Annotated in this window: 24 protein-coding genes and 1 tRNA gene; 14 read left to right on the top strand and 11 right to left on the bottom strand. The window is 66.3% G+C overall.

The features are described 5' to 3' along the window. Nucleotides 1-11: 11 nt before the first annotated feature. Entirely contained in the window at nucleotides 12-1229 is a 1218-nt protein-coding gene (locus A9W99_RS10210) for an RNA polymerase sigma factor (protein ID WP_067376445.1), read from the bottom strand. After that, nucleotides 1217-1588 carry a YciI family protein gene (locus tag A9W99_RS10205; protein ID WP_067376442.1) on the bottom strand — a complete coding sequence of 124 codons (372 nt, stop codon included), beginning with the start codon at nucleotides 1586-1588 and terminating at the stop codon, nucleotides 1217-1219. Before A9W99_RS10205 ends, A9W99_RS10210 begins: the two co-directional genes overlap by 13 nt. 117 nt (nucleotides 1589-1705) lie before the next feature. Here A9W99_RS10205 and A9W99_RS10200 point away from each other — a divergent pair, with 117 nt between their 5' ends. Continuing rightward, nucleotides 1706-2146: a nuclear transport factor 2 family protein gene (locus A9W99_RS10200; RefSeq protein ID WP_067376439.1), complete on the top strand. Its 441-nt coding sequence runs from the start codon at nucleotides 1706-1708 to the stop codon at nucleotides 2144-2146. 1 nt (nucleotide 2147) lies between these two features. Here A9W99_RS10200 and A9W99_RS10195 read toward each other — a convergent pair whose 3' ends face one another. The 3 genes from A9W99_RS10195 to A9W99_RS10185 form a co-directional block, all read right to left on the bottom strand. Further along, entirely contained in the window at nucleotides 2148-2534 is a 387-nt protein-coding gene (locus tag A9W99_RS10195) for a type II toxin-antitoxin system death-on-curing family toxin (protein ID WP_067376436.1), read from the bottom strand. Further along, nucleotides 2531-2731 (bottom strand): ribbon-helix-helix protein, CopG family, encoded by a 201-nt coding sequence (locus A9W99_RS10190; protein WP_067376434.1) that lies wholly within the window; start codon nucleotides 2729-2731, stop codon nucleotides 2531-2533. The genes A9W99_RS10195 and A9W99_RS10190 overlap by 4 nt, the downstream gene beginning before the upstream one ends. 317 nt (nucleotides 2732-3048) lie before the next feature. After that, nucleotides 3049-3131 (bottom strand) — tRNA-Leu (locus A9W99_RS10185). A gap of 238 nt (nucleotides 3132-3369) precedes the next feature. On the opposite strand from A9W99_RS10185, the gene A9W99_RS10180 reads away from it, so the two are divergent. The 7 genes from A9W99_RS10180 to pknB all read left to right on the top strand — a co-directional run bounded on the left by A9W99_RS10180 (nucleotide 3370) and on the right by pknB (nucleotide 13297). Next, nucleotides 3370-5154 (top strand): DUF3662 and FHA domain-containing protein, encoded by a 1785-nt coding sequence (locus A9W99_RS10180; protein WP_067376431.1) that lies wholly within the window; start codon nucleotides 3370-3372, stop codon nucleotides 5152-5154. A gap of 123 nt (nucleotides 5155-5277) precedes the next feature. Continuing rightward, nucleotides 5278-5745, top strand: a complete 468-nt coding sequence (locus A9W99_RS10175; protein ID WP_067235225.1) for an FHA domain-containing protein — start codon at nucleotides 5278-5280, stop codon at nucleotides 5743-5745. Further along, the gene (locus tag A9W99_RS10170; protein ID WP_067376429.1) at nucleotides 5742-7241 is read left to right on the top strand and encodes a PP2C family serine/threonine-protein phosphatase; all 1500 of its coding nucleotides are present in this window, start codon (nucleotides 5742-5744) and stop codon (nucleotides 7239-7241) included. The genes A9W99_RS10175 and A9W99_RS10170 overlap by 4 nt, the downstream gene beginning before the upstream one ends. Next, nucleotides 7238-8653, top strand: a complete 1416-nt coding sequence (locus A9W99_RS10165; protein ID WP_067376425.1) for an FtsW/RodA/SpoVE family cell cycle protein — start codon at nucleotides 7238-7240, stop codon at nucleotides 8651-8653. The genes A9W99_RS10170 and A9W99_RS10165 overlap by 4 nt, the downstream gene beginning before the upstream one ends. Then, nucleotides 8650-10125, top strand: a complete 1476-nt coding sequence (gene pbpA / locus A9W99_RS10160) for a D,D-transpeptidase PbpA (RefSeq protein WP_067376422.1) — start codon at nucleotides 8650-8652, stop codon at nucleotides 10123-10125. Before A9W99_RS10165 ends, pbpA begins: the two co-directional genes overlap by 4 nt. Then, a complete protein-coding gene (locus tag A9W99_RS10155) occupies nucleotides 10122-11423 on the top strand; it encodes a serine/threonine-protein kinase (RefSeq protein WP_067376419.1) in 1302 nt (433 codons plus the stop codon). Before pbpA ends, A9W99_RS10155 begins: the two co-directional genes overlap by 4 nt. After that, nucleotides 11420-13297, top strand: coding sequence for a Stk1 family PASTA domain-containing Ser/Thr kinase (gene pknB / locus A9W99_RS10150; RefSeq protein ID WP_067376417.1), 1878 nt, complete (start codon nucleotides 11420-11422; stop codon nucleotides 13295-13297). The genes A9W99_RS10155 and pknB overlap by 4 nt, the downstream gene beginning before the upstream one ends. On the opposite strand, the gene A9W99_RS10145 is transcribed toward pknB, so the two are convergent. Together A9W99_RS10145 and A9W99_RS10140 are read right to left on the bottom strand one after the other, a co-directional pair. Further along, on the bottom strand, nucleotides 13275-13955 hold the full coding sequence (locus A9W99_RS10145; protein WP_067376414.1) for an aminodeoxychorismate/anthranilate synthase component II: 681 nt from the start codon (nucleotides 13953-13955) through the stop codon (nucleotides 13275-13277). The genes pknB and A9W99_RS10145 overlap by 23 nt on opposite strands. Before the next feature lie 15 nt (nucleotides 13956-13970). Beyond that, the gene (locus A9W99_RS10140) at nucleotides 13971-14732 is read right to left on the bottom strand and encodes a DUF881 domain-containing protein (RefSeq protein WP_067376412.1); all 762 of its coding nucleotides are present in this window, start codon (nucleotides 14730-14732) and stop codon (nucleotides 13971-13973) included. 126 nt (nucleotides 14733-14858) lie between these two features. Between A9W99_RS10140 and crgA the strand changes: the two genes are divergently transcribed. Both crgA and A9W99_RS10130 read left to right on the top strand, forming a co-directional pair. Further along, nucleotides 14859-15140, top strand: a complete 282-nt coding sequence (gene crgA / locus A9W99_RS10135) for a cell division protein CrgA (protein WP_067229704.1) — start codon at nucleotides 14859-14861, stop codon at nucleotides 15138-15140. A gap of 155 nt (nucleotides 15141-15295) precedes the next feature. Continuing rightward, nucleotides 15296-15709 carry a PH domain-containing protein gene (locus A9W99_RS10130; protein ID WP_067376409.1) on the top strand — a complete coding sequence of 138 codons (414 nt, stop codon included), beginning with the start codon at nucleotides 15296-15298 and terminating at the stop codon, nucleotides 15707-15709. Nucleotides 15710-15800: 91 nt separating this feature from the next. Here the strand turns inward: A9W99_RS10130 and A9W99_RS10125 are convergent, their stop codons facing one another. Beyond that, nucleotides 15801-16349, bottom strand: coding sequence for a peptidylprolyl isomerase (locus A9W99_RS10125; RefSeq protein ID WP_067376566.1), 549 nt, complete (start codon nucleotides 16347-16349; stop codon nucleotides 15801-15803). 95 nt (nucleotides 16350-16444) lie between these two features. On the opposite strand from A9W99_RS10125, the gene cwsA reads away from it, so the two are divergent. Then, nucleotides 16445-16870: a cell wall synthesis protein CwsA gene (gene cwsA, locus A9W99_RS10120; protein WP_067376406.1), complete on the top strand. Its 426-nt coding sequence runs from the start codon at nucleotides 16445-16447 to the stop codon at nucleotides 16868-16870. A 13-nt stretch (nucleotides 16871-16883) separates the two neighbouring features. On the opposite strand, the gene A9W99_RS10115 is transcribed toward cwsA, so the two are convergent. The 3 genes from A9W99_RS10115 to A9W99_RS10105 form a co-directional block, all read right to left on the bottom strand. Beyond that, nucleotides 16884-18119, bottom strand: a complete 1236-nt coding sequence (locus A9W99_RS10115) for a cytochrome P450 (protein WP_067376403.1) — start codon at nucleotides 18117-18119, stop codon at nucleotides 16884-16886. 103 nt (nucleotides 18120-18222) lie between these two features. Continuing rightward, nucleotides 18223-20838, bottom strand: a complete 2616-nt coding sequence (locus tag A9W99_RS10110; RefSeq protein WP_067376401.1) for a LuxR C-terminal-related transcriptional regulator — start codon at nucleotides 20836-20838, stop codon at nucleotides 18223-18225. Nucleotides 20839-21105: 267 nt separating this feature from the next. Further along, complete coding sequence (locus A9W99_RS10105) at nucleotides 21106-21408, bottom strand: hypothetical protein (protein WP_067376398.1); 303 nt, start codon at nucleotides 21406-21408, stop codon at nucleotides 21106-21108. Between the two features lie 448 nt (nucleotides 21409-21856). Between A9W99_RS10105 and A9W99_RS10100 the strand changes: the two genes are divergently transcribed. The 3 genes from A9W99_RS10100 (at nucleotide 21857) to A9W99_RS10090 (ending at nucleotide 26082) form a co-directional block, all read left to right on the top strand. Beyond that, complete coding sequence (locus A9W99_RS10100) at nucleotides 21857-22156, top strand: PE family protein (RefSeq protein WP_067376395.1); 300 nt, start codon at nucleotides 21857-21859, stop codon at nucleotides 22154-22156. 7 nt (nucleotides 22157-22163) lie between these two features. After that, nucleotides 22164-23327, top strand: a complete 1164-nt coding sequence (locus A9W99_RS10095) for a PPE family protein (protein WP_067376392.1) — start codon at nucleotides 22164-22166, stop codon at nucleotides 23325-23327. A gap of 64 nt (nucleotides 23328-23391) precedes the next feature. Further along, nucleotides 23392-26082 carry an adenylate/guanylate cyclase domain-containing protein gene (locus tag A9W99_RS10090; protein ID WP_067376388.1) on the top strand — a complete coding sequence of 897 codons (2691 nt, stop codon included), beginning with the start codon at nucleotides 23392-23394 and terminating at the stop codon, nucleotides 26080-26082. The last annotated feature ends 55 nt before the right edge of the window (nucleotides 26083-26137 follow it).

Below are 26137 nucleotides of genomic sequence, written 5' to 3'. Positions count from 1 at the left end.
TAGGACGCGTTTCAGCGCATCGCGCGTGCCAGCAGATAGCGCCGCTCGGGCAGGCTCCGAGTGCGCTGGGCCGCGCGCAGGTAGTACTCGCGGGCGGCTTCCCGGTCGCCGAGCTCGTCGAGCAGGTGGGCCCTGACCGCGTCGACCCGGTGATGCCAGCTGAGCGCGGGGGCTGCCGCAGCGTCGTCGAGTTCGACGAGAGCGGCTGCCGGACCATGCACCATCGCGACCGCGACGGTCCGGTTGAGGGCGACCATCGGCCCGGGGGCGAGTGCGGCGAGAACGTCATATAGGGCGAGGATCTGCGGCCAGTCGGTCGCGGCGGCGTCGGCGGCCTCGTCGTGAACGGCGGCGATCGCCGCCTGCAGCTGGTAGGGCCCCGGCTTCGCGACCGGCAGGGCGGCCTCAACGATCGCGACGCCTTCGGCGATGGCAGCGCGGTCCCATTTGTGGCGGTCCTGCTCGGCAAGCGGGATCAGCGCGCCGTCGGGGCCGGCGCGGGCCTCGCGACGGGCATCGGTCAGCAGCATCAGCGCGAGCAACCCCGCGACCTCGCCGTCGCCGGGCAGGCTCTCGCGCAGCTGGCGGGTCAACCGAATCGCTTCGGAGGTCAGCTCGACGCGGTTGAGGACCTCGCCCGCCGTTGCGGTGTAGCCCTCATTGAAGATGAGGTACAGCACGTGCAGCACCGCAGGCAGCCGTTCGTCGCGTTCGCGTGCGGTTGGCATCCGAAACTGCACGCCCTGGTCGCGGATGCGGGCCTTCGCCCGGCTGATGCGCTGGCCGACCGTCGCCTCCGGCAGCAGTAGGGCACCCGCGATCTCGGCGGTGGTCAGGCCGCCCAGCGCGCGCAGCGTCAGCCCAATCTGCGACGGCACGGTCAGCTCGGGGCGACAGCACAAGAACAGCAACGTCAGCGTGTCGTCCACCTCCGACACCGCACCCGGCGACCGCGTGGGCTCGAGCGCGTACGCGTCTTCACGGCGCCGGCGCGCGGTCTCCTTGCGCCAGATTTCGACCAGGCGCCGCGATGCCGTCGTGATCAGCCAGCCCGTCGGGTTCTCAGGTAGGCCGTCGACCGGCCAGCTGACCGAGGCGGCCAGCATCGCTTCCTGGACGGCATCCTCGCAGTCATAGAAGGTGCCGTGGCGGCGCACGAGCACCCCGAGCACGCGTGGAGCGAGCTCGCGCAGCAGATCGGCCGGTTCGCCGCTGTTCACATGTCCCATGCGCTCAGATCGAGCACCGGCCGCACCTCTACCAGACCCCAGACGGCGTCGGGCACGCGCGCCGCGATCGCCAACGCACGGTCCTCGCTTTCGCAGTCGACAAGCAGGAAGCCGGCCAGGTGCTCTTTCGACTCGGCGAAAGGACCGTCGCTGATCATCGTCTGGCCGGCCGCGACGGTGACCCGCTTAGCCAGTGCCGGATCCGCAAGGCCCTCGGAAGCCACCAACTCACCGGCCTCGGCGAGCTCGGCGCTGAGCGCGCGGTGGTCGCGGCCGAACCGCTCGCGCTGCTCCTCCGGCAGGGCTTGCCACCGCTCGAGGAACTGCGGATTGCTCTGGATCAAGATCATGTATTTCATTGCGGCCTCCGCTCAGCTTCGACGAATTCTTACGCTCCGTTGTCGAAACTGGCGAGCCGGCTTCGACACCCCGTTGCAGGCTCCGCTGCCATGGAGCCCCGACGAAGGGATCAATCGATGAAGATCAGCCATGCCGGAACCGACGTGCACGCCGTCCTCGACGAATTCGCAGCCGCGCACGCCGCCCGAGACGCGGAGGCGCTCTTCGGGCTCTACTCCGACGACATCGTGGCGTATTCGCTTGCGCCGCCGCTGCAGCAAGGTCCGCACACGCCTTACGGCACGGTCGACGGCATCCGAGCCTGGTTCGCGGGATTCGACGGCCCGATGCAGATCACCCACCACGACCCCGTCGTGCATCAGGATGGCGACCTCGCGATTGCCTACACCCTCACCCAGATGGCCGCGACGCGTGCAGGCGAACCGTTCTCGACCTGGTACCGCTCGACATTCGGCCTGCGCCGAGTCGACGGGTGCTGGCGCATCACGCACCGCCACGACTCGACACCGTTCTACATGGACGGTTCGTATCGCGCGGCCACCGATCTGCAACCCTGAGTTACGCGGTCCGCCGGGCCATCCCGACCAATCGGTGGGCGACCTTGGCGACGGTGTCCAGCTCCCCGGTAGCCACCGCGATCACCAGATCGAACTTCTCGTCCTCGGACGCAGCGATTGTGTAGCCGTTGCAGCCGTAAAACAGCCGCATCGCGACCCAGCCCAGCCGCTTGTTGCCGTCGATAAGGGCGCGGTTCTTGACCAACGACTCGAGTAGCGCGGCGGCCTTCTTGTGGATCGTCGGATAGGCATCCTGTCCGAACACCGAGGTCGGCGGGCGGGCGAGTGCGGATTCGAGCAGGCCGTAGTCGCGGACCTGTGGTGGCTGTCCAAGATAGGCGCCAGCCGCGGCCAGCAGGTCATCAAGATCGAGATACTCGCTGCTCATGCATCGGCTAGGCGCTCGAGCAGCCCGGCGTCCTCCTCAAGGATCTGGGCCAGTAGCGCGGCACGGCGTGCCTCGCGATTGTCGAGGTATTGATCAACAGCTTTGAGGGCAACGGCCTGCATTGACAGACCCTCCCGAGCCGCAGCTTCGCGCAGTCGCGCAGCCTGGCTTTCGGTCAGTCGCAATGTCATCGCCATGGGAAGCAATGGTATCGGGTGATACCTGCAGATACCACTGCTCATCCGTCGGCCCATACATGTGGTCAACCTCGGTCGCAAGACGGCGCAAGCGCTCACGATCAATGCGCTCTGGCCGTCGGCATCAATGGCTGCTTCCGCATTGAGTCACACTTCCCCCTCGCGGGACGGACTTGCAGGGTCACGTTGAATACATTGTTTGCCCGGGTGATTAGCGGCCCCGACCGAAAACACCGCGACAGCACATCACCCACTAATGGGCGAGTGTGGGGTGAGTCGTAAGCGTAAAAACCGTCCCTGAAATGCGGTTATACCGGTGGGCGAAGGGGGACTTGAACCCCCACGTCCCGAAGGACACTGGCACCTGAAGCCAGCGCGTCTGCCATTCCGCCACTCGCCCGAAACAACCGCAGGACCATATCACTCTAGTGGCAACGCGCGCCCAGCCGCTCACGGGCTGGTGACCCACTCCCTGCTTCTTAAAGAGACTGTGAACGCCCGCGACGCGATTCTCAGGATTCTCACGGTGCCGAACGGTCGCCCTGTCCCGATACCATGCTTGGGTGATCCAGCACGCGGGCGAGTCGTTTGCCTTGCGGTTGCGATATGCCCGGATAAATGGGTGTGAGCGCTGAAAGATGGGTAGCCAAAGAGGGCTTGTTCAGCGCATCGAGCGCAAACTCGAGGCGACCGTAGGAGACGCGTTTGCCCGGATGTTCGGTGGATCGATCGTCCCGCAAGAGGTCGAAGCCCTGTTGCGCCGTGAAGCGGCCGATGGCGTCCGCCCCCTTCAGGGGAATCGCCCGTTGGCGCCCAACGAATACATCATTACCCTCGGTGTGCACGACTTTGAGAAGGTGAGCGGCGATCCGGATCTCACGACGCGCGCTTTCGCTAGGTACTTGGCGGACTATATCCATGAACAGGGGTGGCAAACGTATGGTGATGTGGTCGTCCGGTTCGAGCCGTCGTCGAACCTGCATACCGGCCAGTTCCGCGCCCGCGGTGCTGTCAACCCCGACGTCGAGCCCCGCCCGACGGTCACCGATTCCGCCCGACCACAATCAGATCAAGCGTTTGGCGCAGAACCAGGAGTACCACCAATGACCGACAATTCGAGCTACCGCGGGGGTCAGGCGCAGGGGCGACCCGGCGACGAGTACTACGACGACCGCTACGGCCGTCCGCAAGACGGCCCCGATCCCCAGGGTGGACATGACCCGCGCGGCGGATATCCGCCGGAACAAGGTGGCTACCCGCCCCAGCACGGATATCCGCCGCCCCGCCACGAGCAGGGCGGCTACCCCGGCCAAGGCGGGTACGGCCAGCAGGGCGGCTACGGACAACAGGGCGGCTACTCCGGCCAGGGTGGCTACCCGGATCAAGGCGGCTATCCAGACCAGGGCGGCTACGGCAGCTACCCGGACCAGGGCGGCTACGGCGGTCAAGGCGGCCAGGGCGGCTATCAAGACCAGGGCGGCTACCAATCCGCGCCGCCGTCGTATGAGCAACAGCCTCCCACCGGCTATGGCGGCGGACAGGGCGGGCAGGGCTATGACCAGGGCTACCGTCAGGACGCGGGCGGCTATGCCCCGCCACAAGGCGGGGGGCAGCCCGGTTACGGCCCATCACAAGGCGGCGGTTACGGCGACTACGGACGCCGGCAGGACGAGGGCGGCTACCCTTCGGCGTCTTCGGCCCCGGCCGAGCAACGGTCCGCTTACCCCGACGGGGGTGGCGGCGGATACGACCAGGGTTACCAGCAGGGCGGCGCCGGCTACGGTCAGCAGGATTACGGTCAGCAGGACTATGGCCACCAGGACTACGGCCAACAGGACTACGGCCAACAGGATTACGGCCAGCAGAGCTATGGCCAGCACGACTACGCCCAACAGGACTATGGCCAACAGGACTATGGCCACCAAGATTATGCCCAGCAGGACTACGGTCAGGACGCGTTCACCCGCTACGCCGATGCTCCTCCCGGCGCCGGGGGGTATGCCCCTCCCGCCGGCGACTACGGCGAGCCCGCTCGCAGCGACTACGACTACGGCCAGTCAGCCGGGGCCGGCGACTACGGCCAGCCCGCCGGAGGGTACGGCGGTGGCTACGGTCAGGGCGGCTACGGGGCTCCGGCCGCGTCGGTCACCCTGCAGCTGGATGACGGCAGCGGGCGGACATACCAGTTGCGCGAGGGTTCCAACATCGTGGGTCGCGGACAGGACGCGCAGTTCCGACTGCCCGACACGGGCGTGTCGCGCAGGCATCTGGAAATCCGGTGGGACGGGCAGGTCGCATTGCTGTCCGACCTCAACTCCACTAATGGCACCACCGTCAACAACGCACCGGTACAGGAGTGGCAGTTGGCCGACGGCGATGTGATCCGTTTGGGCCACTCCGAGATCATCGTCCGCATTCACTGACTCATCGAGGCACAGCCGCCGGGCTTCGCCCCGCGTCGACCACTGTCCAAGTATCGTGACGTTGCCGAAGTGCTCGGTGCCACGGATGCGGGGGATACGGCGCCAGGACGGAAAGGACGCCAGATGCAGGGATTAGTACTGCAGCTGACGCGCGCCGGATTTTTAATGTTGTTATGGGTGTTCATCTGGTCCGTCCTGCGGATCTTGAAGACCGACATCTATGCGCCGACCGGCGCTGTCATGGTGCGCCGCGGCCTGACCTTGCGCAGCACGCTGCTGCCGTCGCGCCAGCACCGGCACGCCGCGCGCTATCTGGTGGTCACCGAGGGGGCGCTGGCCGGCGCGCGCATCACGCTGAGTGGGCAGCCGGTGTTGATCGGGCGCGCTGACGACTCCACCCTGGTGCTGACAGACGACTACGCCTCCACACGGCACGCCCGGCTTTCTCAACGCGGTTCGGAATGGTATGTCGAGGATCTAGGATCGACGAACGGCACCTACCTCGATAGGGCGAAGGTGACGACTGCGGTACGAGTCCCAATCGGAACGCCGGTTCGGATCGGCAAGACAGCAATCGAGTTGCGCCCGTGACACTGGTCCTGCGATACGCCGCCCGCAGTGATCGCGGCCTGGTACGCGCCAACAACGAAGACTCCGTCTATGCCGGCGCACGACTCCTGGCCCTGGCCGACGGCATGGGCGGCCACGCGGCCGGTGAAGTCGCCTCCCAGTTGGTGATCGCCGCTCTGGCGCACCTCGACGACGACGAGCCGGGCGGCGACCTGCTGGGCAAGCTCGATGCGGCGGTACGCGCCGGCAACTCGGCCATCGCCGCGCAGGTCGAGATGGAACCCGATCTCGAAGGCATGGGCACCACGCTCACCGCAATCCTGTTCGCCGGCAACCGGCTTGGGCTGGTGCACATCGGCGACTCGCGCGGCTATCTGTTGCGCGACGGCGAGCTGACCCAGATCACCAAGGACGACACCTTCGTCCAAACCCTGGTGGACGAGGGCCGGATCACTGCCGAGGAAGCGCACAGCCACCCGCAGCGCTCGCTGATCATGCGCGCCCTGACCGGTCACGAGGTCGAGCCCACCCTCACCATGCGAGAAGCGCGCGCCGGTGATCGTTACCTGCTGTGCTCTGACGGCCTGTCCGACCCGGTGAGCGACGAGACCATCCTCGAAGCGCTGCAAATCCCCGACGTCGCCGAAAGTGCTTATCGTCTCATCGAATTGGCGCTGCGCGGCGGTGGCCCGGACAACGTGACCGTGGTGGTAGCCGACGTCGTCGACTACGAATACGGCCAGACTCAGCCGATTCTCGCCGGAGCCGTATCCGGCGAAGACGAGCACGCGACGCTGCCCAACACGGCCGCCGGGCGCGCCTCGGCCATCGGCCCGCGTAAAGAGGTCGCCAAGCGCGTAACCCCGCCGGCCGAACCACCGCGTCGGACGCGGTGGACGAGGTGGCGACTGCCGATCATCGTCGCGCTCGTCACGCTGATGCTGGTCGCCGGTCTGTTCGTCGGATGGATGTTCATCCAGCAGAACTACTACGTCGCCGAACACAACGGCAATGTGACGATCATGCGCGGTATTCAGGGCGGGTTCTTGGGCATTTCCTCCAACGACCCCTACTCGGTAGTGTGTGCGAACGGCAGCAACCAGCCCTCCTTCATCCCCTACGGCTCCAAGAGCCGGTCCGACTGCCAGGTGGTGGCCCTCAAAGATCTGCGCCGTCCGGGCCAGGAGCAGGTGCAGAACAAAAAGCTTCCGGGCGGCAACCTGGGAGACACCGAAAGGCAGCTGAAGGAGTTGCTGGCGGCCAACCTGCTGCCGCTCTGCCAGCGGCACGGCCTGTCACCCGAGCCGTCGGAGCCGCAGCCGAGCGGTTCGGAGACGACGACAGCCGCCACCTCTTCTGCTACGTCAACCGCCGGCCCGCCGCCCACTTCGACCAGCACCCATAACTCGGGCACAAACACAACAACGACGACCCCGCCCAGCACTGCCCCGTCACCGGTGAACACAACCCCGGGACCGCCGCCTAAGCCGGGCGTCGACTGCCGGGAATCCGGATGACGACGCAAGTCCAGCCGCCGGTGACGGTAACGCCTCCGTTGCCGACTCGGCGCAACGCCGAATTGCTGCTGCTGTGCTTCGCCGCGGTGATCACCGTCGCTGCGCTGCTCATCGTGGAGGCCAATCAGGAGCGCGGCCTGCGGTGGGACCTGGCCGGCTACGGGTTGGCGTTTCTGACTGTCTTCGGGTGCGCGCATCTGGCCATCCGGCGGTCGGCCCCCTACACCGACCCACTTCTGCTCCCGACGGTCGCGCTGCTCAACGGGCTCGGCCTGGTGATGATCCACCGGCTCGACCTGGCCGACAAGTCGTCCCACGCTCACCGTCATCCCGATGCCACTCAGCAAATGCTGTGGACCGTCCTCGGCGTGGGCGCCTTCGCGCTGGTGGTGACCTTGCTGAAAGACCACCGGCAGCTCGCGCGGTACGGCTACCTGTACGGCCTGACCGGTCTGGTGTTGTTGGCGATCCCCGCGCTGCTGCCCAGGTCGCTGTCGGAACAGAACGGCGCGAAGATCTGGATTCAGTTTCCGGGCTTCTCTTTTCAGCCCGCCGAGTTCTCCAAGATTCTGCTGCTGATCTTTTTCTCGGCAGTGCTGGTGGCCAAGCGCGGGTTGTTCACCAGTGCCGGCAAGCACGTGATGGGGATGACCGTGCCGCGCCCGCGTGACCTCGCGCCGCTGCTGGCGGCGTGGGTGATCTCGATCGGCGTGATGGTCTTCGAAAAGGACCTCGGCACTTCGCTGTTGCTCTACGCGTCTTTTCTGGTGGTGGTGTATCTGGCCACCCAACGCTTCAGCTGGGTCGTCATCGGGCTGGTGCTGTTCACCGTGGGAAGCGTTGCGGCGTACTACATTTTCGGCCACGTCCGGGTTCGCGTGCAGATGTGGTTGGACCCCTTCTCCGATCCCGACGGCAGCGGCTATCAGATCGTGCAGTCGCTTTTTAGCTTTGCTACCGGCGGCATTTTCGGCACCGGGCTGGGCAACGGTCAACCCGACACGGTGCCGGCCGCATCCACCGATTTCATCATCGCCGCGTTCGGCGAAGAACTCGGCGTGGTCGGATTGGCCAGCCTGTTGATGCTGTACACCATCGTCATCCTCCGGGGCCTGCGTACGGCGATCGCCACCCGCGACAGCTTCGGCAAGCTACTGGCCGCGGGGCTGGCCTCGACGCTGGCCATTCAGCTGTTCATCGTGGTCGGTGGGGTCACCCAGCTCATTCCGCTGACCGGGCTGACCACCCCATGGCTGTCATACGGCGGGTCGTCGTTGCTGGCCAACTACGTGCTGCTGGCCATCCTGGCCCGCATTTCGCATGGTGCCCGGCGTCCGTTGCGCACCCGGCCACGCAGCAAGACGACGGCGCCGATCGCCAAGGCCACCACCGAGGTGATTCAGAAGGTATGAACACCTCTCTTCGCCGGATCTCGGTGACCGTGATGGCGTTGATCGTCCTGTTGTTGCTCAACGCAACGTATACCCAGGTGTTCAGCGCCGAAGGACTGCGTGCCGACCCGCGCAATCAGCGTGTCCTGCTCGACGAGTATTCGCGGCAGCGCGGTCAGATCACCGCGGGCGGTCAGCTGCTGGCGTTTTCGGCGGCCACCGACAACCGCTACCGGTTCTTGCGGAAATATCCCAACCCGGAGGTGTACGCGCCGGTCACCGGCTTCTACTCGCTGCGCTACTCGAGCTCGGGCCTGGAGCGAGCCGAGGACGCGCTGTTGAACGGCTCCGACCAGCGGCTGTTCGGACGCCGTCTCGCCGACTTCTTCACCGGCCGCGATCCGCGCGGCGGCAACGTCGAAACCACACTCAACCCGCGGGTCCAGCAGGCCGCCTGGGACGCGATGCAGCAGGGCTGCGGCGGTCCGTGCAAGGGAGCCGTCGTCGCCCTGGAACCGGCGACCGGAAAGATTCTGGCGCTGGTGTCGTCGCCGTCCTATGACCCCAACCAGCTGGCCTCGCATGATCCCGGCGAACAGTCGCGGGCGTGGCAGCAGTTTCGGGACAACCCGGACTCTCCGATGACCAACCGCGCCATCTCCGAGACGTATCCGCCGGGCTCCACGTTCAAGGTGATCACGACCGCGGCTGCGCTGCAGGCCGGCATCAAAGAGGACCAGCAGTTGACCGCGGCGGCCAAGATCCAGCTGCCCGACAGCAAGGCCTGGCTGGAGAACTACGGCGGCACCCCCTGCGGCAGCGGCGAGACCGTCTCGTTGAGCCAAGCATTCGCCATGTCCTGCAACACCGCGTTCGTCGATCTCGGTCTGAGCATCGGCGTCGACGCACTGCGCAGCATGGCGCGTTCGTTCGGCATGGACAGCATCCCGAGTGTGATTCCGCTGCAAGTCGTCCAGTCGACCACCGGACCGGTCGGTGATCGCGCGGCGCTGGCGATGTCGAGCATCGGGCAGAAGGACGTCGCACTGACCCCGCTGGAGAACGCGGAAATCGCCGCGGCCATCGCGAATGCCGGGGTGATGATGCAGCCATTCCTGGTCGATAGCCTCAAGGGGCCGGACCTGGCCAATATCAGCACGACCGCCGCATACCGGCAGCGCCAAGCGGTGTCGCCGCAGGTCGCCGCTAAGCTGACAGAGCTGATGGTCGGCGCCGAGAAGGCCGCACAACAGAAAGGGGCCATTCCCGGCGTGCAGATCGCTTCCAAGACCGGTACCGCAGAGCACGGCACCGATCCCCGTCATACTCCACCGCATGCGTGGTACATCGCCTTCGCGCCCGCGCAGCAGGCGAAGGTTGCGGTAGCGGTGCTGGTGGAGGACGGCGGCGATCGCCTGTCCGCGACCGGCGGTGCGCTTGCGGCGCCCATCGGGCGGGCCGTGATCGCGGCCGCACTGCAGGGGGGACCATGAGCCCACGAGTTGGTGTGACCCTGTCCGGCAGGTACCGCCTGCAGCGCCTCATCGCCACCGGCGGCATGGGGCAAGTCTGGGAGGCGGTCGACAGCCGGCTGGGCCGACGCGTCGCTGTCAAGGTGCTCAAAGCGGAGTTCTCCCAGGATCCCGAATTCATCGAACGGTTCCGCGCTGAGGCGCGGACCACGGCGATGCTCAACCATCCCGGGATCGCCCAGGTCCACGATTACGGCGAGAGCCAGATGAACGGAGAGGGCCGGACCGCCTATCTGGTCATGGAGCTGGTCAACGGCGAGCCGCTGAACTCGGTGCTCAAGCGGACCGGCCGGCTGTCGTTGCGGCACGCGCTGGACATGCTCGAGCAGACCGGCCGGGCACTTCAAGTCGCGCACGCCGCCGGTCTGGTCCACCGCGACGTGAAACCGGGCAACATCATGATCACGCCCACCGGTCAGGTGAAGATCACCGACTTCGGTATCGCCAAGGCCGTCGACGCGGCGCCGGTGACCCAGACCGGCATGGTGATGGGCACCGCTCAATACATCGCACCCGAACAGGCGCTGGGCCACGAAGCCACCCCGGCCAGTGATGTCTATGCCCTGGGAGTCGTTGGCTACGAAGCGGTTTCGGGTAAGCGGCCGTTCATCGGCGACGGTGCGCTGACGGTGGCGATGAAGCACATCAAGGAGCCGCCGCCGCCATTGCCCACCGAGCTGCCGGCCAATGTGCGGGAGCTCATCGAGATCACTCTGGTCAAGAACCCGCAGATGCGCTACCGCAGCGGGGGACCGTTCGCCGACGCCGTCGCCGCGGTGCGGGCCGGCCGGCGGCCGCCGCGGCCCAGCCAGTCACCGCCGCCGGGCCGGGCGTCCCCGGCCGCCATCCCGTCGGCCACGCCGGCCAGGGTCGCTGCCACGCCGAGCGGCCGAACCGCCGCTGCGGCGCGGTCCCGACCGTCGACCGGGGGTCGCCGCCCGCCGGCCCGGCGCACCTTTTCCTCCGGGCAGCGCGCGCTGCTGTGGGCCGCCGGGGTGCTCGGAGCCCTGGCGATCATCATCGCCGTGCTCATTGTGATGAATCGCGGCGGAAACGAGTCGCCCACACCGACGTTCACCGACACCGGAACCCCGGCCAGCAACACCCCCAGCGGGATGGCGTCCGACCGGCCCGGACTGAATTGGACGGATCGCGCGGAAACGGGTAATTCTGGACGTCAACCGGCCGAACTCGGCTGGGTTGTCAGGTTGATGCCGCAACCCGGTCACTCGCCGGCCCGACATGAGACACCGGAATGACGACCCCCCAGCACCTGTCCGACCGCTATGAACTGGGCGACATCCTCGGTTTCGGGGGTATGTCCGAGGTTCATCTGGCCCGCGACCTCCGCTTGCACCGCGAGGTCGCGGTAAAGGTGCTGCGCGCGGATCTGGCCCGCGACCCCAGCTTCTACCTGCGCTTCCGGCGCGAGGCGCAAAACGCGGCGGCGCTGAACCACCCGTCGATAGTCGCGGTGTATGACACCGGCGAGGCGGAAACGCCGTCGGGCCCGCTGCCGTACATCGTGATGGAGTACGTCGACGGCGTCACGCTGCGCGACATCGTGCACACCGACGGTCCGATGCCGCCCCGGCGAGCCATCGAGATCATCGCCGACGCCTGCCAGGCGCTGAACTTCAGCCACCAGAACGGCATCATTCACCGCGACGTCAAGCCGGCGAACATCATGATCAGCACCACCAACGCGGTCAAGGTGATGGACTTCGGCATCGCCCGCGCCATCGCCGACGGCGGCAACAGCGTCACCCAGACGGCGGCGGTGATCGGGACCGCGCAATACCTTTCGCCCGAACAGGCCCGCGGCGACTCCGTCGACGCCCGGTCCGACGTCTATTCACTGGGCTGCGTGCTTTACGAAATCGTCACCGGCGAACCACCTTTCACCGGCGACTCGCCCGTCGCGGTGGCCTATCAGCATGTCCGCGAGGACCCCGTTCCGCCGTCGGAACGACACGAGGGGATCTCCGCCGACCTCGACGCCGTCGTTCTCAAAGCGCTGGCCAAGAACCCCGACAACCGCTACCAGACCGCGGCCGAGATGCGTGCCGACCTGGTTCGGGTGCACAACGGTGAGACACCCGAGGCGCCCAAGGTGCTGACCGACGCCGACCGGAGCTCGCTGCTGTCGTCCGGCGGTGGGGGGTACGGCGGACCGCGCACCGATCCGTTGCCCAGGCAGAACTTCGACGACGACGGCGACCGCGGCGGCGGTTCGATCGGCCGCTGGGCCGCCGTGGTCGCCGTGCTGGCGGTGCTGACGATCGTCGTCGTCATCGGCTTCAACGCGTTCGGCGGAAACCCCCGAGACGTTCAGGTGCCCGACGTGCGCGGTCAAGTGTCGGCCGATGCCATTGCCTCGCTGCAGAACAAGGGCTTCAAGACACGCACCCAGCAGAAGCCCGACTCGACGATCCCGCCCGACCATGTCATCGGCACCGAGCCCGGCGCCAATACCTCGGTGGGTGCGGGCGACGTGATCACCATCAACGTCTCGACCGGTCCCGAGCAACGCGAAATACCCGACGTCACCTCGATGACCTACACCGAGGCGGTCGACCGGCTGAAGCGGGCCGGGTTCAGCAAGTTCAAGCAGACGACCTCGGCGTCGACCCCCGAGCAGGCGGGCAAGGTCATCGGGACCAACCCCCCGGCCACCCAGTCGTATGCGATCACCAACGTGATCACCGTCATCATCGGCTCCGGGCCGGAGACCAAACAGGTCCCCGACGTCAAGGGACAAACCGTTGAATTGGCGCAGAAGAACCTGACCGTTTACGGCTTCAGCAAGTTCAGTCAGGCCGACGTGGACAGCCCCCGTCCGAAAGGCGAGGTGATCGGCACCAGTCCGCCCCCGGGCCAGCCCGCCGCCGTCGACTCGGTGATCGAATTGCAGGTCTCCAAGGGCAACCAGTTCGTGATGCCCGACGTGCGCGGCATGTTCTGGGTCGACGCCGAACCGCGACTTCGCAACCTGGGATGGACAGGCGCGCTGGACCGGGGCCCCGACGTGGACGCCGGCGGGGCCGGACACAACAAAGTCATCTCGCAAAGCCCGTCGGCTGGGACGCCGGTCAACTACAGCGGAATCATCACGCTGACGTTCGGCCAGTAGCCTCGCTTTCAGCCGGCAGGTGTGGCCGCACCGCGGCGAGTACCTCATTCTCCAGCCGGCGAACCAGTGTGTCGTCTCGCGTCCACCCACAGAACTCGAGCCAGTTGGCCAGCATCCGGTGGCCGCCCTCGGTCAGGATCGACTCGGGATGGAACTGGACGCCGTGGATCGGTAGTTCGGTGTGTCGCACACCCATGATCACGCCGCTGCGGGTGCGCGCCGTGACCTCGAGCACCGTCGGCAGCGACTCCGGCAGGATGGTCAGCGAATGGTACCGGGTTGCCGTAAATGGATCCGGAAGGCCTTGCAGCACACCGGAATTCGTATGGAATACGTGGCTGGTCTTGCCGTGCAGCAGCTCTGGGGCGCGGTCGACGGTGGCCCCGAACGCGACGCCGATGGCTTGGTGTCCCAGGCAGACCCCCAGCAGCGGGGTCCGCGCCGCAGCGCACGCACGCACCAGATTGATCGACGCGCCGGCCCGTTCCGGGGTGCCCGGACCCGGGCTCAGCAGCACGCCGTCGAACTGCTCAACGGTCTTGTCGGACAACCGGGCGTCGTCGTTGCGCCACACCTGGGCCTCGACACCGAGCTGTCCGAGGTATTGCACCAGGTTGAAGACGAAGCTGTCGTAGTTGTCGACGACCAGGATCCGCATCGTGCCAGGCTACCTTCAGTAGCCGATAGGCCCGGCGGGCTGGGCGAAGTGCATCCGGACCGGCTCGGTGCGCCCGACGATCTGCACGTCCGGCTTGACCTCTTCGCGGTAGCCCAGACCGAATCGGACCACGTACTGCTTGTAGAGGGTCACCAGGGGAGCGGCGGCGAGGGCGGCCTGCATGGCCGAGGCATTGCCGATCGCGGTGATCGTGTACGGCGGGCTGTAGGTGCGGCCGTTGAGCAGCAACGTGTTGCCCACACAGCGGGGCATCGAGGTCGCAATGATTCGCTGGTCCTGCATCTGGATCGCCTCGGCGTCCGCGCTCCACAACGCGTTGAGGACGGCCTCGATATCTTGCTGATGCACCACCAGGTCGTCAGGGGAGGCGTCGCGCGGAAAACGGCCATTGGCGTCGCGCTGCGCATCGTCGAGGGTGACCACCAAACCCGGCCCGTGGACCGGGTTCATGCCTGCCTCACCGGCCAGCTCGGCGGACCGCCGCAGCATCGCCGCGAGCGCGGTGTCCGAAGACCTGCCGTGCGCCGCGTCGATCTTGCCGGCCAGTTCGTTGCGCTCGGCGTCCAGACGGCTCACCGATGACCGTGTCTCGCGGACCAGGTCGACCAGCCGTGGTGCGTCACTGCGACGGATTTCGGCGCCGCCGGATACCCCGTGCGTCGCGGCCAGCAGCAGACCGGCCAGCAGGCACACCAACGGCACACCGAAACGCCACGATGAGCGGCGCGCATCCGTCGCGTCCTGCGCACGTTTCATCGGAGTTCCGTTCCTCGGTCGCGGTCCCAGGTGGGTTAGTCTCGTAGCCGAGCCATAGCCTGGGCATGCTTCGTTATCGTTGCATCCGTCCCGCCCAGTGTGTTCCCGAGGTAGCCCGAGGAAATCATGCCCAAGTCCAAGGTCCGCAAGAAGAACGACTTCACCGTCAGCGCGGTGAGCCGCACACCGGTGAAAGTCAAGGTCGGACCGTCGAGCGTGTGGTTCGTCGCGTTGTTCGTCGGTCTGATGCTGATCGGCCTGGTCTGGCTGATGGTGTTCCAGTTGGCGGCGGTGGGCAGCCAGGCCCCGGCCGCCCTGCACTGGATGGCGGAACTGGGGCCGTGGAACTACGCCATCGCGTTCGCTTTCATGATCACTGGATTGTTGCTCACGATGCGCTGGCACTGAGCAACCTTAGACATGTGATGAATTCATTTTGGTGGCAATTCTTTACTGAGCCAGCAACTTACCCGCCCCTCAATCACACGCGTGTGATTTATCCCCACTGTTGATAGCGCTTGTGGATAACTGCATCGCCAGTGGTGGGAGGGTGTAGAACCCGCATGCAGCAAACTCAATGGGAGCCTCCCGCCGCTGGAATCGCAGGTTGCGGCGTTGTGGGTGTCATGATGGCTATCGCCGGTGTGACCGTGGTCACAGACGCGCCGGGGCGCGTTATGGCGGGCATTGCCGCACTGGGTTTGATCTTGTTTGCGGGCTTCTCGTGGCGCGCGCGTCCAAAGCTGGCAATTACCTCCGCTCGCCTGGCCGTGCGAGGGTGGTTCCGCACGCAGCTATTGCAACCCTCCGACATCAAGATCATCCGGATCACCGAGTTCCGCCGCTGGGCCCGCACAGTGCGGTTGCTCGAGATCGAAACGGCCAACGGCGGGCTGACCGTGCTGTCCCGCTGGGACCTCGGAACCGATCCGGTGGACGTGCTCGACGCGCTCACCGACGCCGGCTACGCCGGTTAGTGCGCTTCCCGGCGAGCGTGCGCAGTATGTACACCGACACGCCGTCGCGGACGGCATTTTGCGCACCCTCGCGGCGCCTGGGCCGTGCCGCTTACGAGATCGTGATCGACTCGATGACAACCGGCTCGGTGGGCCGGTCGTTGCCGTCGGTGGGGGTGGTGGCAATGGTGTCGACAACCCGCTGCGACTCGGGATCGGTCACTTCGCCGAAGATCGTGTGCCGCCGGTTGAGGTGAGGCGTCTGCCCGACGGTGATGAAGAACTGTGAGCCGTTGGTGCCCGGACCCGCGTTGGCCATCGCCAGCAGATAGGGCTTGTCGAATTGCAGCTCGGGGTGGAACTCGTCGGCGAACTTGTAGCCCGGGCCGCCGCGGCCGGTTCCGGTCGGGTCGCCGCCCTGGATCATGAAACCCTTGATCACCCGGTGAAAGACCGCGCCATCGTAGAACGGACCGGAAGGCCCGCCCGATGCGTTCTGGGTCGAGTACTCCTTGGTTCCCTGCGCCAGGCCGACGAAATTCGCGACAGTTTTGGGCGCGTGGTTTCCGAACAGGGCGATCTTGATGTCACCGCGGTTGGTGTGCAGCGTGGCGGTGGCGGTCTGATGGGGGCTGTTGGTCACGGGAACACAGTCTGCCATCACGCCGGTGCGCGGCCGCATCGGGTGTCACGAGCGGCCCGACGGTGGCAGTCTGTGGGGATGTTGGAGAAACGGCGGCTACAGAAAGGCGGCAAATGAGCGCGAAGACGCAAGCCCGGCTAACCCCTCAGGAGCGATTGACCCGCGGCCTGACTTACTCGGCGGTGGGGCCGATGGATGTCACGCGAGGCCTTGCCGGGATCGGGCTGCAATCTGCGCAGACAACCGCCTCGTCGCTGCGCCGCCGTTATCGAGAAGGCAGGCTGGCCAGAGAACTCGCCGCCGCCCAGGAGTCGCTCGCTCAGGAACTGGCCGCCGCCCAGGAAGTGGTCACCAACCTGCCGCAGGCATTCCAGGAAGCGCGTCAGTCCCGACGTCACAACAAGCGGCCGTGGCTGATCGCCGGGGCCGCCGCCGCGACGCTGGCCGTCGGCGCCGTCACCTTCAGCATCGTGCGGCGCTCGATGCGTCCAGAGCCGTCGCCCCGGCCGCCGAGCGTGGACGTCCAGCCGCGGCCATGAGGACCTGGCAGGCTTAGGCGACGTCGAACTGAACCGGAAGCGTTGCCGGGCCGGTGATTCCGACCATCGGCTTCCACACGCACGGTCCGGCGTGACGCAGATTCCGCATCCGGCTGGCCATCACCCGCAGCGCCTCCGCAAGCTCGCGCCTGGCCAGGTTCGCGCCAAGACAGTAGTGCGCGCCTGCGCCGAAAGTCTGCATCGGCGCCGCCCCCTTGCGCGTGATGTCGAGGCGATCCGGCTCGTCGAAGACGCTGGGGTCGCGGTTGGCGGCGGCCGTGTTGCATATGACGAAGGTGCCGGCCGGAATGATGACCCCGTCCAGCTCGACATCCTCAGCCGCGATCCTCATCACGCCGAAAACCACCGGCGTATAACGCATCACCTCTTCGACAGCCTTCATCGCCAGCTCGGGCTCTTCCGCGAGGAGTTCCCACTGCTCGGGATGGTCACAGAAGACATCCACCGCCGCGGCTACTTGGTTGCGCGTCGTGTCGGTGCCCGCCATCAGAATGCCGGCCGCGAGCATCCGCAGCTCTTCGATGCTCAGTCGGTCGCCGTCGTCCTCGGCGCGGATCAGTTCGGAAATCAGATCATCGGTGAGTGAGTGGCGCCGATCGGCCACCATGTCGTCGATGTACGCGTCGAGTTCTTCCCACGCCGTGAGGATGTCGCGCTCGTATGCCGCGACGTTCCAGGTGAAGAGCTTGAAGAAGTCGTCGGCCCATGCGGAAAAGCGCTGCCAATCCTGGCGAGGAGCACCCAGCAGCGCGCTGATGACCGGAACCGGATACGGCCGAGCGATATCGCCGACGATCTCGCAGCGTCCGGTGGCCGTTAGCGGGTCGATCAACTCGTTGAGGATGTCCGTGATCGTGGTCTCAAGTCGGGCTACCGACCGCGGCGTGAACGCCTTCGACACGAGTCGGCGGAGCCGGGTGTGATCGGCGCCGTTGATGGCCAGCAGGCTGGTGCTGGTGCGAAACCACAGCGGGCCGGAGGTGATGCCCTGTGTTTCGAGGCCGAGCCCGGGGGGTGGACTGAACCGATGGTCGCGCAATGTGGTGTGCACCAGGTCGTAGCTCAGTATCTCGGGACCGTGCGGCCCCATCGCGATGGAGCTCTGCTCAAGCGCTTTGCGGAGGTTTCGGTGAGCCTCGTCGGGACTCGGGGCCTCTTCGTATGCGACGACAGGAAGGTCGGCTTCGAACACGCTCGGCGCTTTCAATCCGATGGCAGCGACACTCATGGCGACCTCCCCGAATCACGACGATTTTCGACGCCTTCAATACTCGGGACGCGCGCAAAAGCCCAATAGCGTAGTCGACTACTTGTGTTGCGGGAGTGCCCTCTCAGCGTGCGCCGCGGCCGGCGCTCAGGATGGACGCCAGCTCCTCGCGAGATTGGGCACCCACCCGCTGACACGCGCGATACACGTGGCCCTCGACGGTGCGCACCGACATCACCAACCGTTCGGCGATCTCGCGGTTGGAAAGGCCGGCGACAACGAGTTCGACGACGCAGCGCTGGCGGCCCGACAGCGGAAGACCCACGCGGCTGCGCATTGCCGGCGTGTCCAGCCCACCGCATTCGTCGGCCAGTTCCCGCGCGAGCGCGGCCGCATAGAGGCCGCGCTTGCTTCGCTCATTGCGGGTGAACATGGCGGCCGCCTGCGCTGCGGCGTCGGCGGCCGCGGCCCGATCACCGATGGCCCGGTACTCCGAAGACGCTGCCAGCAGCCCATCGCCGTCGTTGGCTCGCAGCGATTCCGTGTGTTGCGCAACGGCATTGGCTAGCGGCAACGACAACGCCTCGGCCAGTTCGCGCGCGCGTTCCGCACCGCAGCTATCGCCCCACTGGGCCGCAGCCTGGATGCAAGCGAGCTCGTGGGTAGGCTGAGAACGCTCGCGCGCCTGCGCAGCCGCGGCCCGCGCGGTCTCGACAGCGTCGGTCAGGCAACCGCTTGTCGCCAACGCCCAACCGTTCGCCAGAGCCAACCCCGTGTGCATGAACAGGTAGTCGGGCGGCACACACGACCGGGCCTTGGCTGCCGCTTCATTGGCTTCCTCGGGCTGGCCCAGCTTGGCATGTGCCTCAGCCAACGCGAAGCAGCTAGCCGGGTGCAGGCCCGTTGTGACGCTGTGCCTTTGCACCCCTGCCTGCGCCTCGTGAAGGAGTTTCACCGCGTCGCCAGCGGCGCCGCGAACGAGCTCGGCCTGGCCCAACAGGAATGCCAGGTTTGCATAGGCAAGGCCAGGAACATCGCGCGCCGAGTCGGCGAGCTGCTTTGCGGCAGAGACGAATTCGTCGATGCGGCCGGTCAATCGGCAAGCCCGGCCGTATACGGCACCGAACCAGAACCGCATGTGCGATGCCTGGAAAGACGTGGTAGCGCGACGCAATGCCTGCTCGGCGACAGAGGTGAGGTCATCCACGTCACCCAGCGCGCCCATTGCCATGATCAGCGCCAGCGATGCCATCATGGCGTGAAAATCCGGCAGATCCGCGGAACTCAGTGCGGCTCTGGCCTTTTCAGCGGCTGATACACAGCGCGCGGACACCGCGTCAACGCAGGCTTCGACGGCGATGCGCTCCGCCTGCTGCGGGCGAGTCTCTGGCATCAGCGCCAAGCCGTCCAGGATCGCTGCGGCGTCGTTGGGCCGGCCAAGCATCCAGACCAGGTTGGCGGCCCGCACCGTCGCCCAATGGTGCGGATCCCCACAACGAGTACCGATGTCTCGCAGGGCCTTTTCCGCCTGCTCGCCGCGACCGAGCAGTACCAGGTTCATCGCCCGAACTCCCCTAGCGTCGGCTAACCCCGCTTCGGTAGCGGCGGTTGCGAATCGATCAGCCAGGGTGAGGTCGAGCAGCGTCATCGCATGCCGCGCCGATTCCAGATACAGCTCGGGGTTGGGGTCCAGGTCGGACTCGAGGGTGAGCAGCGCCCGGCGCACCGTTGCGCGCATGTCGGCGTCCGGGTCCTCGGCCAGCCGTTGCGCCAACCTGCCCCGAATTCTGGACAAATAAATCTCGCCTGCGGTTGCGCGGCGAAGTTCACCCAGCAGCGGGTGCGCCAGGCGGGTCATCAGCGTGTCGCCCGTACGCTCGACGCTCACCAGATGCATCTGCTCGGCGGCCTCCAGCTCGTCGCGGCCCACCAGGTCGCACAAGACGTCAACCGCCAAGGGCTCACACTGCGACAACGTGTCGACAACCAACGCCAATTGCGGGGTGAGACAACTGAGCTGGCGCCCAACCGCGTCGTGCAGGCTCGCCGAAACCGCCACGTCGTCGTCCCACATCCACACCCCGGCCACTTGCCGGATCCGTCCCGCCGCAAGCTGGGCACTCAACAGCTGGCGCAAAAACAATGCGTTGCCTGCGGTGAGCTTCCACAACCGATGGGCACTGCGCGAATCGACCGCTCCGCCAAGCGTGCCTTCGATCAAGCCGCGCGTGGACTCTTCGGACAGCGTCGCGAGATCCAGACGAGCCAACAGGCCGTCTTTCCACAGCGCAGTCACCGCGTCGGGCTCGTCACCACCCGTGCGCACCGTGACGACCAGGCGAGTCCCGCGCGACTGCGCCAGCTGGTGTACAACAAGCGCAGACAATCCATCGAGCAGGTGCGCGTCGTCGACCCCCACCAGAACGCGGCCCCGGCCTTGTTGGGCGACAAAGGAATTGGTGACTCGACGCACGTTGGTCAGTGGATCGCCCATCCCGTCGCCCAGCGCTCCGATGAACGCCCCCAGCGGCAGCGGGCGCGCCGATTCCGTGCCGACGACCCAGTTCGTGCGCTCGCCGGAGGCTTCGGCGCGGCGAAGGACTTCGCGGGCGAGCGCCGTCTTGCCGACGCCCGCGGCCCCGACGATTACGACGCCCGAGTACCGGCCCGCCCCGCCTAGCGCCCGGTGAATGGCGGCTAGTTCGCTGCCCCGCCCTGTCAACGGATCTCCGCTGATCACACGGCGACTATAACCGTGCGCCAGCCACCAAACGAGACCACAATTTCAAGTCTCTGGCGGCGCCGGCTCATCAGTCTTGGGCACGGCGCCGATAGTCCCAGCGCTCCAACATCGCCTGCAGCTGGCTGACACCCACAGCGAAAGCGGGCGCCCCGATCAGAACTAGCGCTACCACAACGGCGGCGTTCACGGCCTCCCCCTTCGCGAGCGATTAGAGCTGAAGCGGCGCGCTACGCTGCCCGAGTGCGCCGCGGACAGCGGCGATGGTTACAGGCGATCCATCTCTCGCGACATGCAGGCGTTCTCCAGGAAGGAATAGCGCCTCGGATAGGCCCCGCGGGATGGGCGCGCCTCAGGTGTCGAGGTCGCAAGCATCCTGCGCATTGCGGTGATGACAACCGAGGCAGCTCCGGCCGAGTGGCGCCGGGTCCGCTGTCGCACTGGCATCGCCGCCGCAGTGCTGAAGGCAACCTCTTGCACGGTGATCAATACCGGCGCCGGCACCCCGACTTCGGGGCTGGACTTGGTGTCCGGTGCGGCGAGGGCCAGGGTTTCTGCCGTTGCGGTCATTTCGGGCCTCCTTGTGGTTTCCGGTCAGTCGATGGGCTGCCTGCTATTGCGTTCAGCTTGGCTCCCGCAGAGCGGCATGTACCGCGTAGTGGACTACGCGAACTTCGGTTTGCAGCTACGCGGGAGGCTCAGCTGTTTCCGCCATGCGAAAGACATAAGTTCACGATGCGGCATTATCTTTTTGACAATTGGATACTGTCAGCTCATGGCGAACTCATATAGTCGATGCGAGTAATTTTCGTCCGCGCCCGCCGCCCTGAAAAATGCATGTTGGATTCATACTTACAAATGTGACGACCATTATTTTGTATTTATGGTTAAGATCAACTTGAATCTTAGCCAAATACAATGATCAGGGCCGGTTCACGGCGATTCGGTCCGCTCAATATGGCGCTGGCCTGCGCATATCTTTCCCTGACAACAGCGCATCGTTGAAAGGGAATCCGAAATGTCTTTTGTAATTGCGTATCCAGAGAAGCTCGCTGCCGCGGCCAGCAATCTGCAGTCGATCGGCGCCGCATTCAGCGCCGGTAATGCCGCCGCCGCCGGACCGACCACCGGCGTCGTTCCGGCAGCCGCCGACGAGGTCTCCGCGCTGACGGCCGCGCAATTCGCACTTCATGCACAGCGGTATCAGGCGCTGAGTGCTCAGGCGACAGCGATCCACCACGTGTTGGTGGCCACGTTGGCGGCCAGCGCGGCCTCCTACGCGGAAACCGAAGCAGCGAACGCGGCTACCGCGGGCTGAGCGGCAGATGATCGACTACGGGCTGTTGCCACCGGAAATCAACTCCGGGCGTATGTACACCGGACCGGGCGCCGGTTCGTTGTTGGCGGCCGCGGCCGGCTGGGGCGAACTCGCCGCCGAGTTGCATTCCACCGCGGCCGGCTTTCAATCGGTGATCTCCGCTCTGACCAGCGGGCCCTGGCTAGGTCCCGCGTCGGCGTCGCTGGCGGCGGCAGCTACTCCGCACTCGGCGTGGCTGCAGGGCAGCGCGACGCAGTCCGAGCTGGCCGCCGGCCAGGCGGCTGCCGCCGCGACCGCCCACGCGACGGCATTCGCGGCCACAGTGCCGCCACCGGTGATCGCCGCCAACCGGGCACTGTTGGCGGCATTGGTCGCTACCAACTTCCTTGGACAGAACACGCCGGCGATCGCCGCTACCGAGGCCGAGTATTTCGAGTTCTGGGCCCAGGACGCGGCGGCGATGTACGCCTATGCAGGTGCCTCGCTGGCGGCGTCACAGTTGACCGAGTTCCAGGAGCCGCCCGAGGTGGCCGATTCGTCCGGGGTAGCGCGGCAAGCCGCCGCAGTCTCGGCGGCGACGGACAACCCAGTCAAGACGGCCCTGCAGGAAGTTTCGACGCGTTTGGATGCGATCAACTTCTCCCAGCTGACCACGCCGATCACGGGCACAGACATCGACAAATTCCTCACGACCTACACCCCGCTGGACGACTTGGTCTCGCTGTACAGCAAGTACGTCGTTCCTTACGTGTCAACAGCGCAGTCGATGATTCAGTCGACGCAGTCGTTCGGTCAGGTCAGCAACGGAATCACAGCGATGAGCACCTTCGCGAAGGGCCTGGCTCCGGCGGCGAAGGCGATCGAAGGCGCGGCGCAGGCGGCCGGCTCGGCCGCAGGGCCGGCTGCGAGCGCAGGCGGGGTGGCTGCAGGGGTGGGAAGAGCACTTCCGCTGGGCGCGTTGTCGGTGCCCCCGAGCTGGGCTCCAGTGAATGCGGTGACCAACCCCGGGGCTGCGGCTCTCGTCAATACCGTGTCGGTCCCGGCCGCCGAAGGTATGGGCGGCTTGCCGATGGCGCCATTGGGGCCGATGGGGCAAACCCGCTACGGACGCATCCTCCCGACCTACGGTTTTAAACCCTCGGTGATGGCGAGGCCGCCGGCAGCAGGGTGACGAGGGTCGGCGTTCCATCAACGGCGAAAAGTGGGCTCCTGAGCAGGGCTTTGTGTGACATCCTGTGCGGGTGGCCGCCGGGGTTGCCCCGACCGGGGTGGTGACCTTTCTGTTCACCGACGTGGAGGGCTCGACCCGTCGGTGGGAAGCCGACGCCGAGACGATGCGAGCGGCGCTGGCCGCCCACGATCAGGTTTTGCGTCAGGCGATTGAGGCGCACCAGGGCTTTGTGTTCAAGCACACCGGTGACGGGGTGTGCGCGGCGTTCGCCTCGCCCAGGTCCGCGGTGGATGCAGCGGTGGCCGCGCAGCGCGAGCTGCAGTTACCGGTGCGGATGGGTATCGCCACCGGTGAAGCCGAACTGCGCGACGGCGACTACTTCGGCACAGTGCTCAACCGTGCGGCGCGCGTGATGGCCGCCGGCCACGGCGGCCAGATCCTGGTGGCGGACTCGACGGCAGGTCTGCTCAGCGCAGTGGACCTTCTCGATCTCGGACCGCGCCGGTTGCGGGATGTACCGCTGCCGGTCGGGGTGTTTCAAGTCCAGGCAGCAGGGCTTCGCGCGGAGTTTCCCCCGTTGCGGGCGCTCGACACCACTCCGGGAAATCTGCGGGCGGCGACCACGAGCTTGATCGGACGCGAGTCCGAGATCGCCGAGATCCAAGCCGCGGTCAAGGCGCATCGGTTGGTGACGCTGACCGGCGTGGGTGGGGTCGGCAAGACCCGCCTGGCAGTGGAAGTCGCGGCGCGGCTTGCTGATGAGTTTCCGGACGGCGTATGGCTTTTCGAGCTGGCCGCGGTGATTGATCCGGCCGCGGTGCCCGATGCGGTGGCCGCGGTGCTGGGCATCATCCAGCAGCCGGGCAAGACCGTCACTGAGTCGGTTGGCGCTGCGTTGGAGGGGCGGGTCCGGCTGTTGGTGATCGACAATTGCGAGCACGTTCTGATCGCCGCCGCCGACCTGATCGAAGCCATCCTCGCCCGCTCGGCGACGGTGCGCATCCTGGCCACCAGCCGCGAAGGACTCGGTGTCCCCGACGAGCAGGTTCGGCCGCTGCGCTCGCTGGACGCGGCGGCGGGGACCGACTCGGCGGCGGTGCGCCTGTTCGTCGAACGCGCCCACGGCATCGCACCGGGCTTCTCGATGATCGACGGCGAGGAAGCCGCCGCAGTCACCGAGATTTGTCAGCGCCTGGACGGGATTCCGTTGGCGATCGAGCTGGCGGCGTCGCGCATGGCGTCGATGACCGCCGGTGAGATGCGTGATCGCCTTGATCACCGGTTTAGGCTGCTGGTCGGTTCGCGGCGCGGCCTGGAACGCCATCACACGTTGCGTCACGCCGTGGCCTGGTCCTACGACCTGCTCGATGACACCGAAAAGGCGGTGCTGGACCGCTGTTCGGTGTTCGCGGGCGGATTCGACCTGCAAAGCGCCTGCGCGGTAGCCGGATTCAGCGACTCTGAAGTGTTGGACGAATACGGCGTCCTCGAGATTCTCGACGCTCTGGTGCGCAAGTCGCTCCTGCTCGCCGACCGGTCTTCGGGGCGAACCCGGTTCTCGATGCTGGAGACCATCCGGCAATTCGCCGAAGAACAACTCGTCACATCCGGTGCCGCAGAAGCGGTCCGGACAGCGCACGCGCGCTACTTCGCCGGACGGGAAGCCTCCGTCATGGACCTGTGGGACAGCCCACGCCAGCGCGAGGCCTATAACTGGTTCACCAACGAAATGGCGAACCTGCGCACCGCCTTCCGCTGGGCCATCGACCACGGCGACCTGGACACGGGCGCCGGCATCGCGGCGTATGCCGGCCTTCTTGGTCCCTTTCTCGAGAACTTCGAACCGATAACTTGGGCCGAAGAATTGATTGAGCCCCTCCGCGCCGTCGACCATCCTCGTCTCGCCGCCGTATGCGTGGGCGCCTCGCTGTGCTGTCTCGTCGGACGCTTCGAAGAGGCTGTGCGTTATAGCCGAGTCGGCCAGACAGTTATTGCCACCGCGAGCGATAAGGTGTCGAACTTCGGCGAACCCTTTCTGGGCAGTGCGCACCTGTTCGTCGGCCAGCCCGAACGGTATGCCGAATTGTGCCGCGCCCAGCTGACGCGTAGTGGCGACGCCAACACATGGGCCAGGGCGAACCTCGTGTTCGCCTTAGCCGTCTGCGGTTCGACTGACGAGGCGATGGTGACCGCTGACGGGCTCATCGAGGCCGCCGAAGCTAGGGGCAATGCGTGGGTGCTTGCGTACACACTTTTCGCGTGCGGGTACACCTTCCGCGACACTGTTCCAGACCGCGCCCTCGAGGCGATGCGCCGCAGCGTGCTCATCACGCAGGAAAGCGGCAACCGTTTCCTCGAGACCCAGCTCTCGTACTGGCGGTCCGCACTTGAGGCCGAGCAAGGGGACCGGGTAGCTGCGTTGGATTACCTCGGCCTGGCCATCCGCCATAACCACGAGTCGGGCAACATCGGCATGCTGCATATCCCGCTGGCCATCCTGGCCCACGTTCTCGACCGGCTCGGACGCTACGAACCAGCGGCCACCATCGTCGGTTTCGCAACGGTCAATTCCATGGCCGCAACGTCCTTGCCCGAACTCGGCACAGCAATTGCCCACCTCCGCGAGGTTCTCGGCGACCAGGCTTACGAATCGCTCGCCCACAAGGGTGAGACGATGACCAGCGCCGAAATGGTGACGTACGCCTACGACCAAATCGACCGTGCCCGAGCGGAATTGAATGTCGTCTCGGACTAGGCACATATGAGGGCCGTCCGGTGTTGACTCTGCGCTGAGGGTGTCAGCCACTCGC

The organism is Mycobacterium sp. 1164966.3, from assembly GCF_001665395.1.
In the GTDB taxonomy this organism is placed as follows: domain Bacteria; phylum Actinomycetota; class Actinomycetes; order Mycobacteriales; family Mycobacteriaceae; genus Mycobacterium.
The sequence above is the reverse complement of the archived record's forward strand: the minus strand, read 5'-3'. Positions and strand labels throughout refer to the sequence as shown.

What these genes read in the sequence shown, in the direction of transcription:
- A9W99_RS10210 (WP_067376445.1), bottom strand. Translation starts at nt 1,229, where the DNA reads ATGGGACATGTGAACAGCGGCGAACCGGCCGATCTGCTGCGCGAGCTC.
- A9W99_RS10205 (WP_067376442.1), bottom strand. Translation starts at nt 1,588, where the DNA reads ATGAAATACATGATCTTGATCCAGAGCAATCCGCAGTTCCTCGAGCGG.
- A9W99_RS10200 (WP_067376439.1), top strand. Translation starts at nt 1,706, where the DNA reads ATGAAGATCAGCCATGCCGGAACCGACGTGCACGCCGTCCTCGACGAA.
- A9W99_RS10195 (WP_067376436.1), bottom strand. Translation starts at nt 2,534, where the DNA reads ATGAGCAGCGAGTATCTCGATCTTGATGACCTGCTGGCCGCGGCTGGC.
- A9W99_RS10190 (WP_067376434.1), bottom strand. Translation starts at nt 2,731, where the DNA reads ATGGCGATGACATTGCGACTGACCGAAAGCCAGGCTGCGCGACTGCGC.
- A9W99_RS10180 (WP_067376431.1), top strand. Translation starts at nt 3,370, where the DNA reads ATGGGTAGCCAAAGAGGGCTTGTTCAGCGCATCGAGCGCAAACTCGAG.
- A9W99_RS10175 (WP_067235225.1), top strand. Translation starts at nt 5,278, where the DNA reads ATGCAGGGATTAGTACTGCAGCTGACGCGCGCCGGATTTTTAATGTTG.
- A9W99_RS10165 (WP_067376425.1), top strand. Translation starts at nt 7,238, where the DNA reads ATGACGACGCAAGTCCAGCCGCCGGTGACGGTAACGCCTCCGTTGCCG.
- pbpA (WP_067376422.1), top strand. Translation starts at nt 8,650, where the DNA reads ATGAACACCTCTCTTCGCCGGATCTCGGTGACCGTGATGGCGTTGATC.
- A9W99_RS10155 (WP_067376419.1), top strand. Translation starts at nt 10,122, where the DNA reads ATGAGCCCACGAGTTGGTGTGACCCTGTCCGGCAGGTACCGCCTGCAG.
- pknB (WP_067376417.1), top strand. Translation starts at nt 11,420, where the DNA reads ATGACGACCCCCCAGCACCTGTCCGACCGCTATGAACTGGGCGACATC.
- A9W99_RS10145 (WP_067376414.1), bottom strand. Translation starts at nt 13,955, where the DNA reads ATGCGGATCCTGGTCGTCGACAACTACGACAGCTTCGTCTTCAACCTG.
- A9W99_RS10140 (WP_067376412.1), bottom strand. Translation starts at nt 14,732, where the DNA reads ATGAAACGTGCGCAGGACGCGACGGATGCGCGCCGCTCATCGTGGCGT.
- crgA (WP_067229704.1), top strand. Translation starts at nt 14,859, where the DNA reads ATGCCCAAGTCCAAGGTCCGCAAGAAGAACGACTTCACCGTCAGCGCG.
- A9W99_RS10130 (WP_067376409.1), top strand. Translation starts at nt 15,296, where the DNA reads ATGCAGCAAACTCAATGGGAGCCTCCCGCCGCTGGAATCGCAGGTTGC.
- A9W99_RS10125 (WP_067376566.1), bottom strand. Translation starts at nt 16,349, where the DNA reads ATGGCAGACTGTGTTCCCGTGACCAACAGCCCCCATCAGACCGCCACC.
- cwsA (WP_067376406.1), top strand. Translation starts at nt 16,445, where the DNA reads ATGAGCGCGAAGACGCAAGCCCGGCTAACCCCTCAGGAGCGATTGACC.
- A9W99_RS10115 (WP_067376403.1), bottom strand. Translation starts at nt 18,119, where the DNA reads ATGAGTGTCGCTGCCATCGGATTGAAAGCGCCGAGCGTGTTCGAAGCC.
- A9W99_RS10105 (WP_067376398.1), bottom strand. Translation starts at nt 21,408, where the DNA reads ATGACCGCAACGGCAGAAACCCTGGCCCTCGCCGCACCGGACACCAAG.
- A9W99_RS10100 (WP_067376395.1), top strand. Translation starts at nt 21,857, where the DNA reads ATGTCTTTTGTAATTGCGTATCCAGAGAAGCTCGCTGCCGCGGCCAGC.
- A9W99_RS10095 (WP_067376392.1), top strand. Translation starts at nt 22,164, where the DNA reads ATGATCGACTACGGGCTGTTGCCACCGGAAATCAACTCCGGGCGTATG.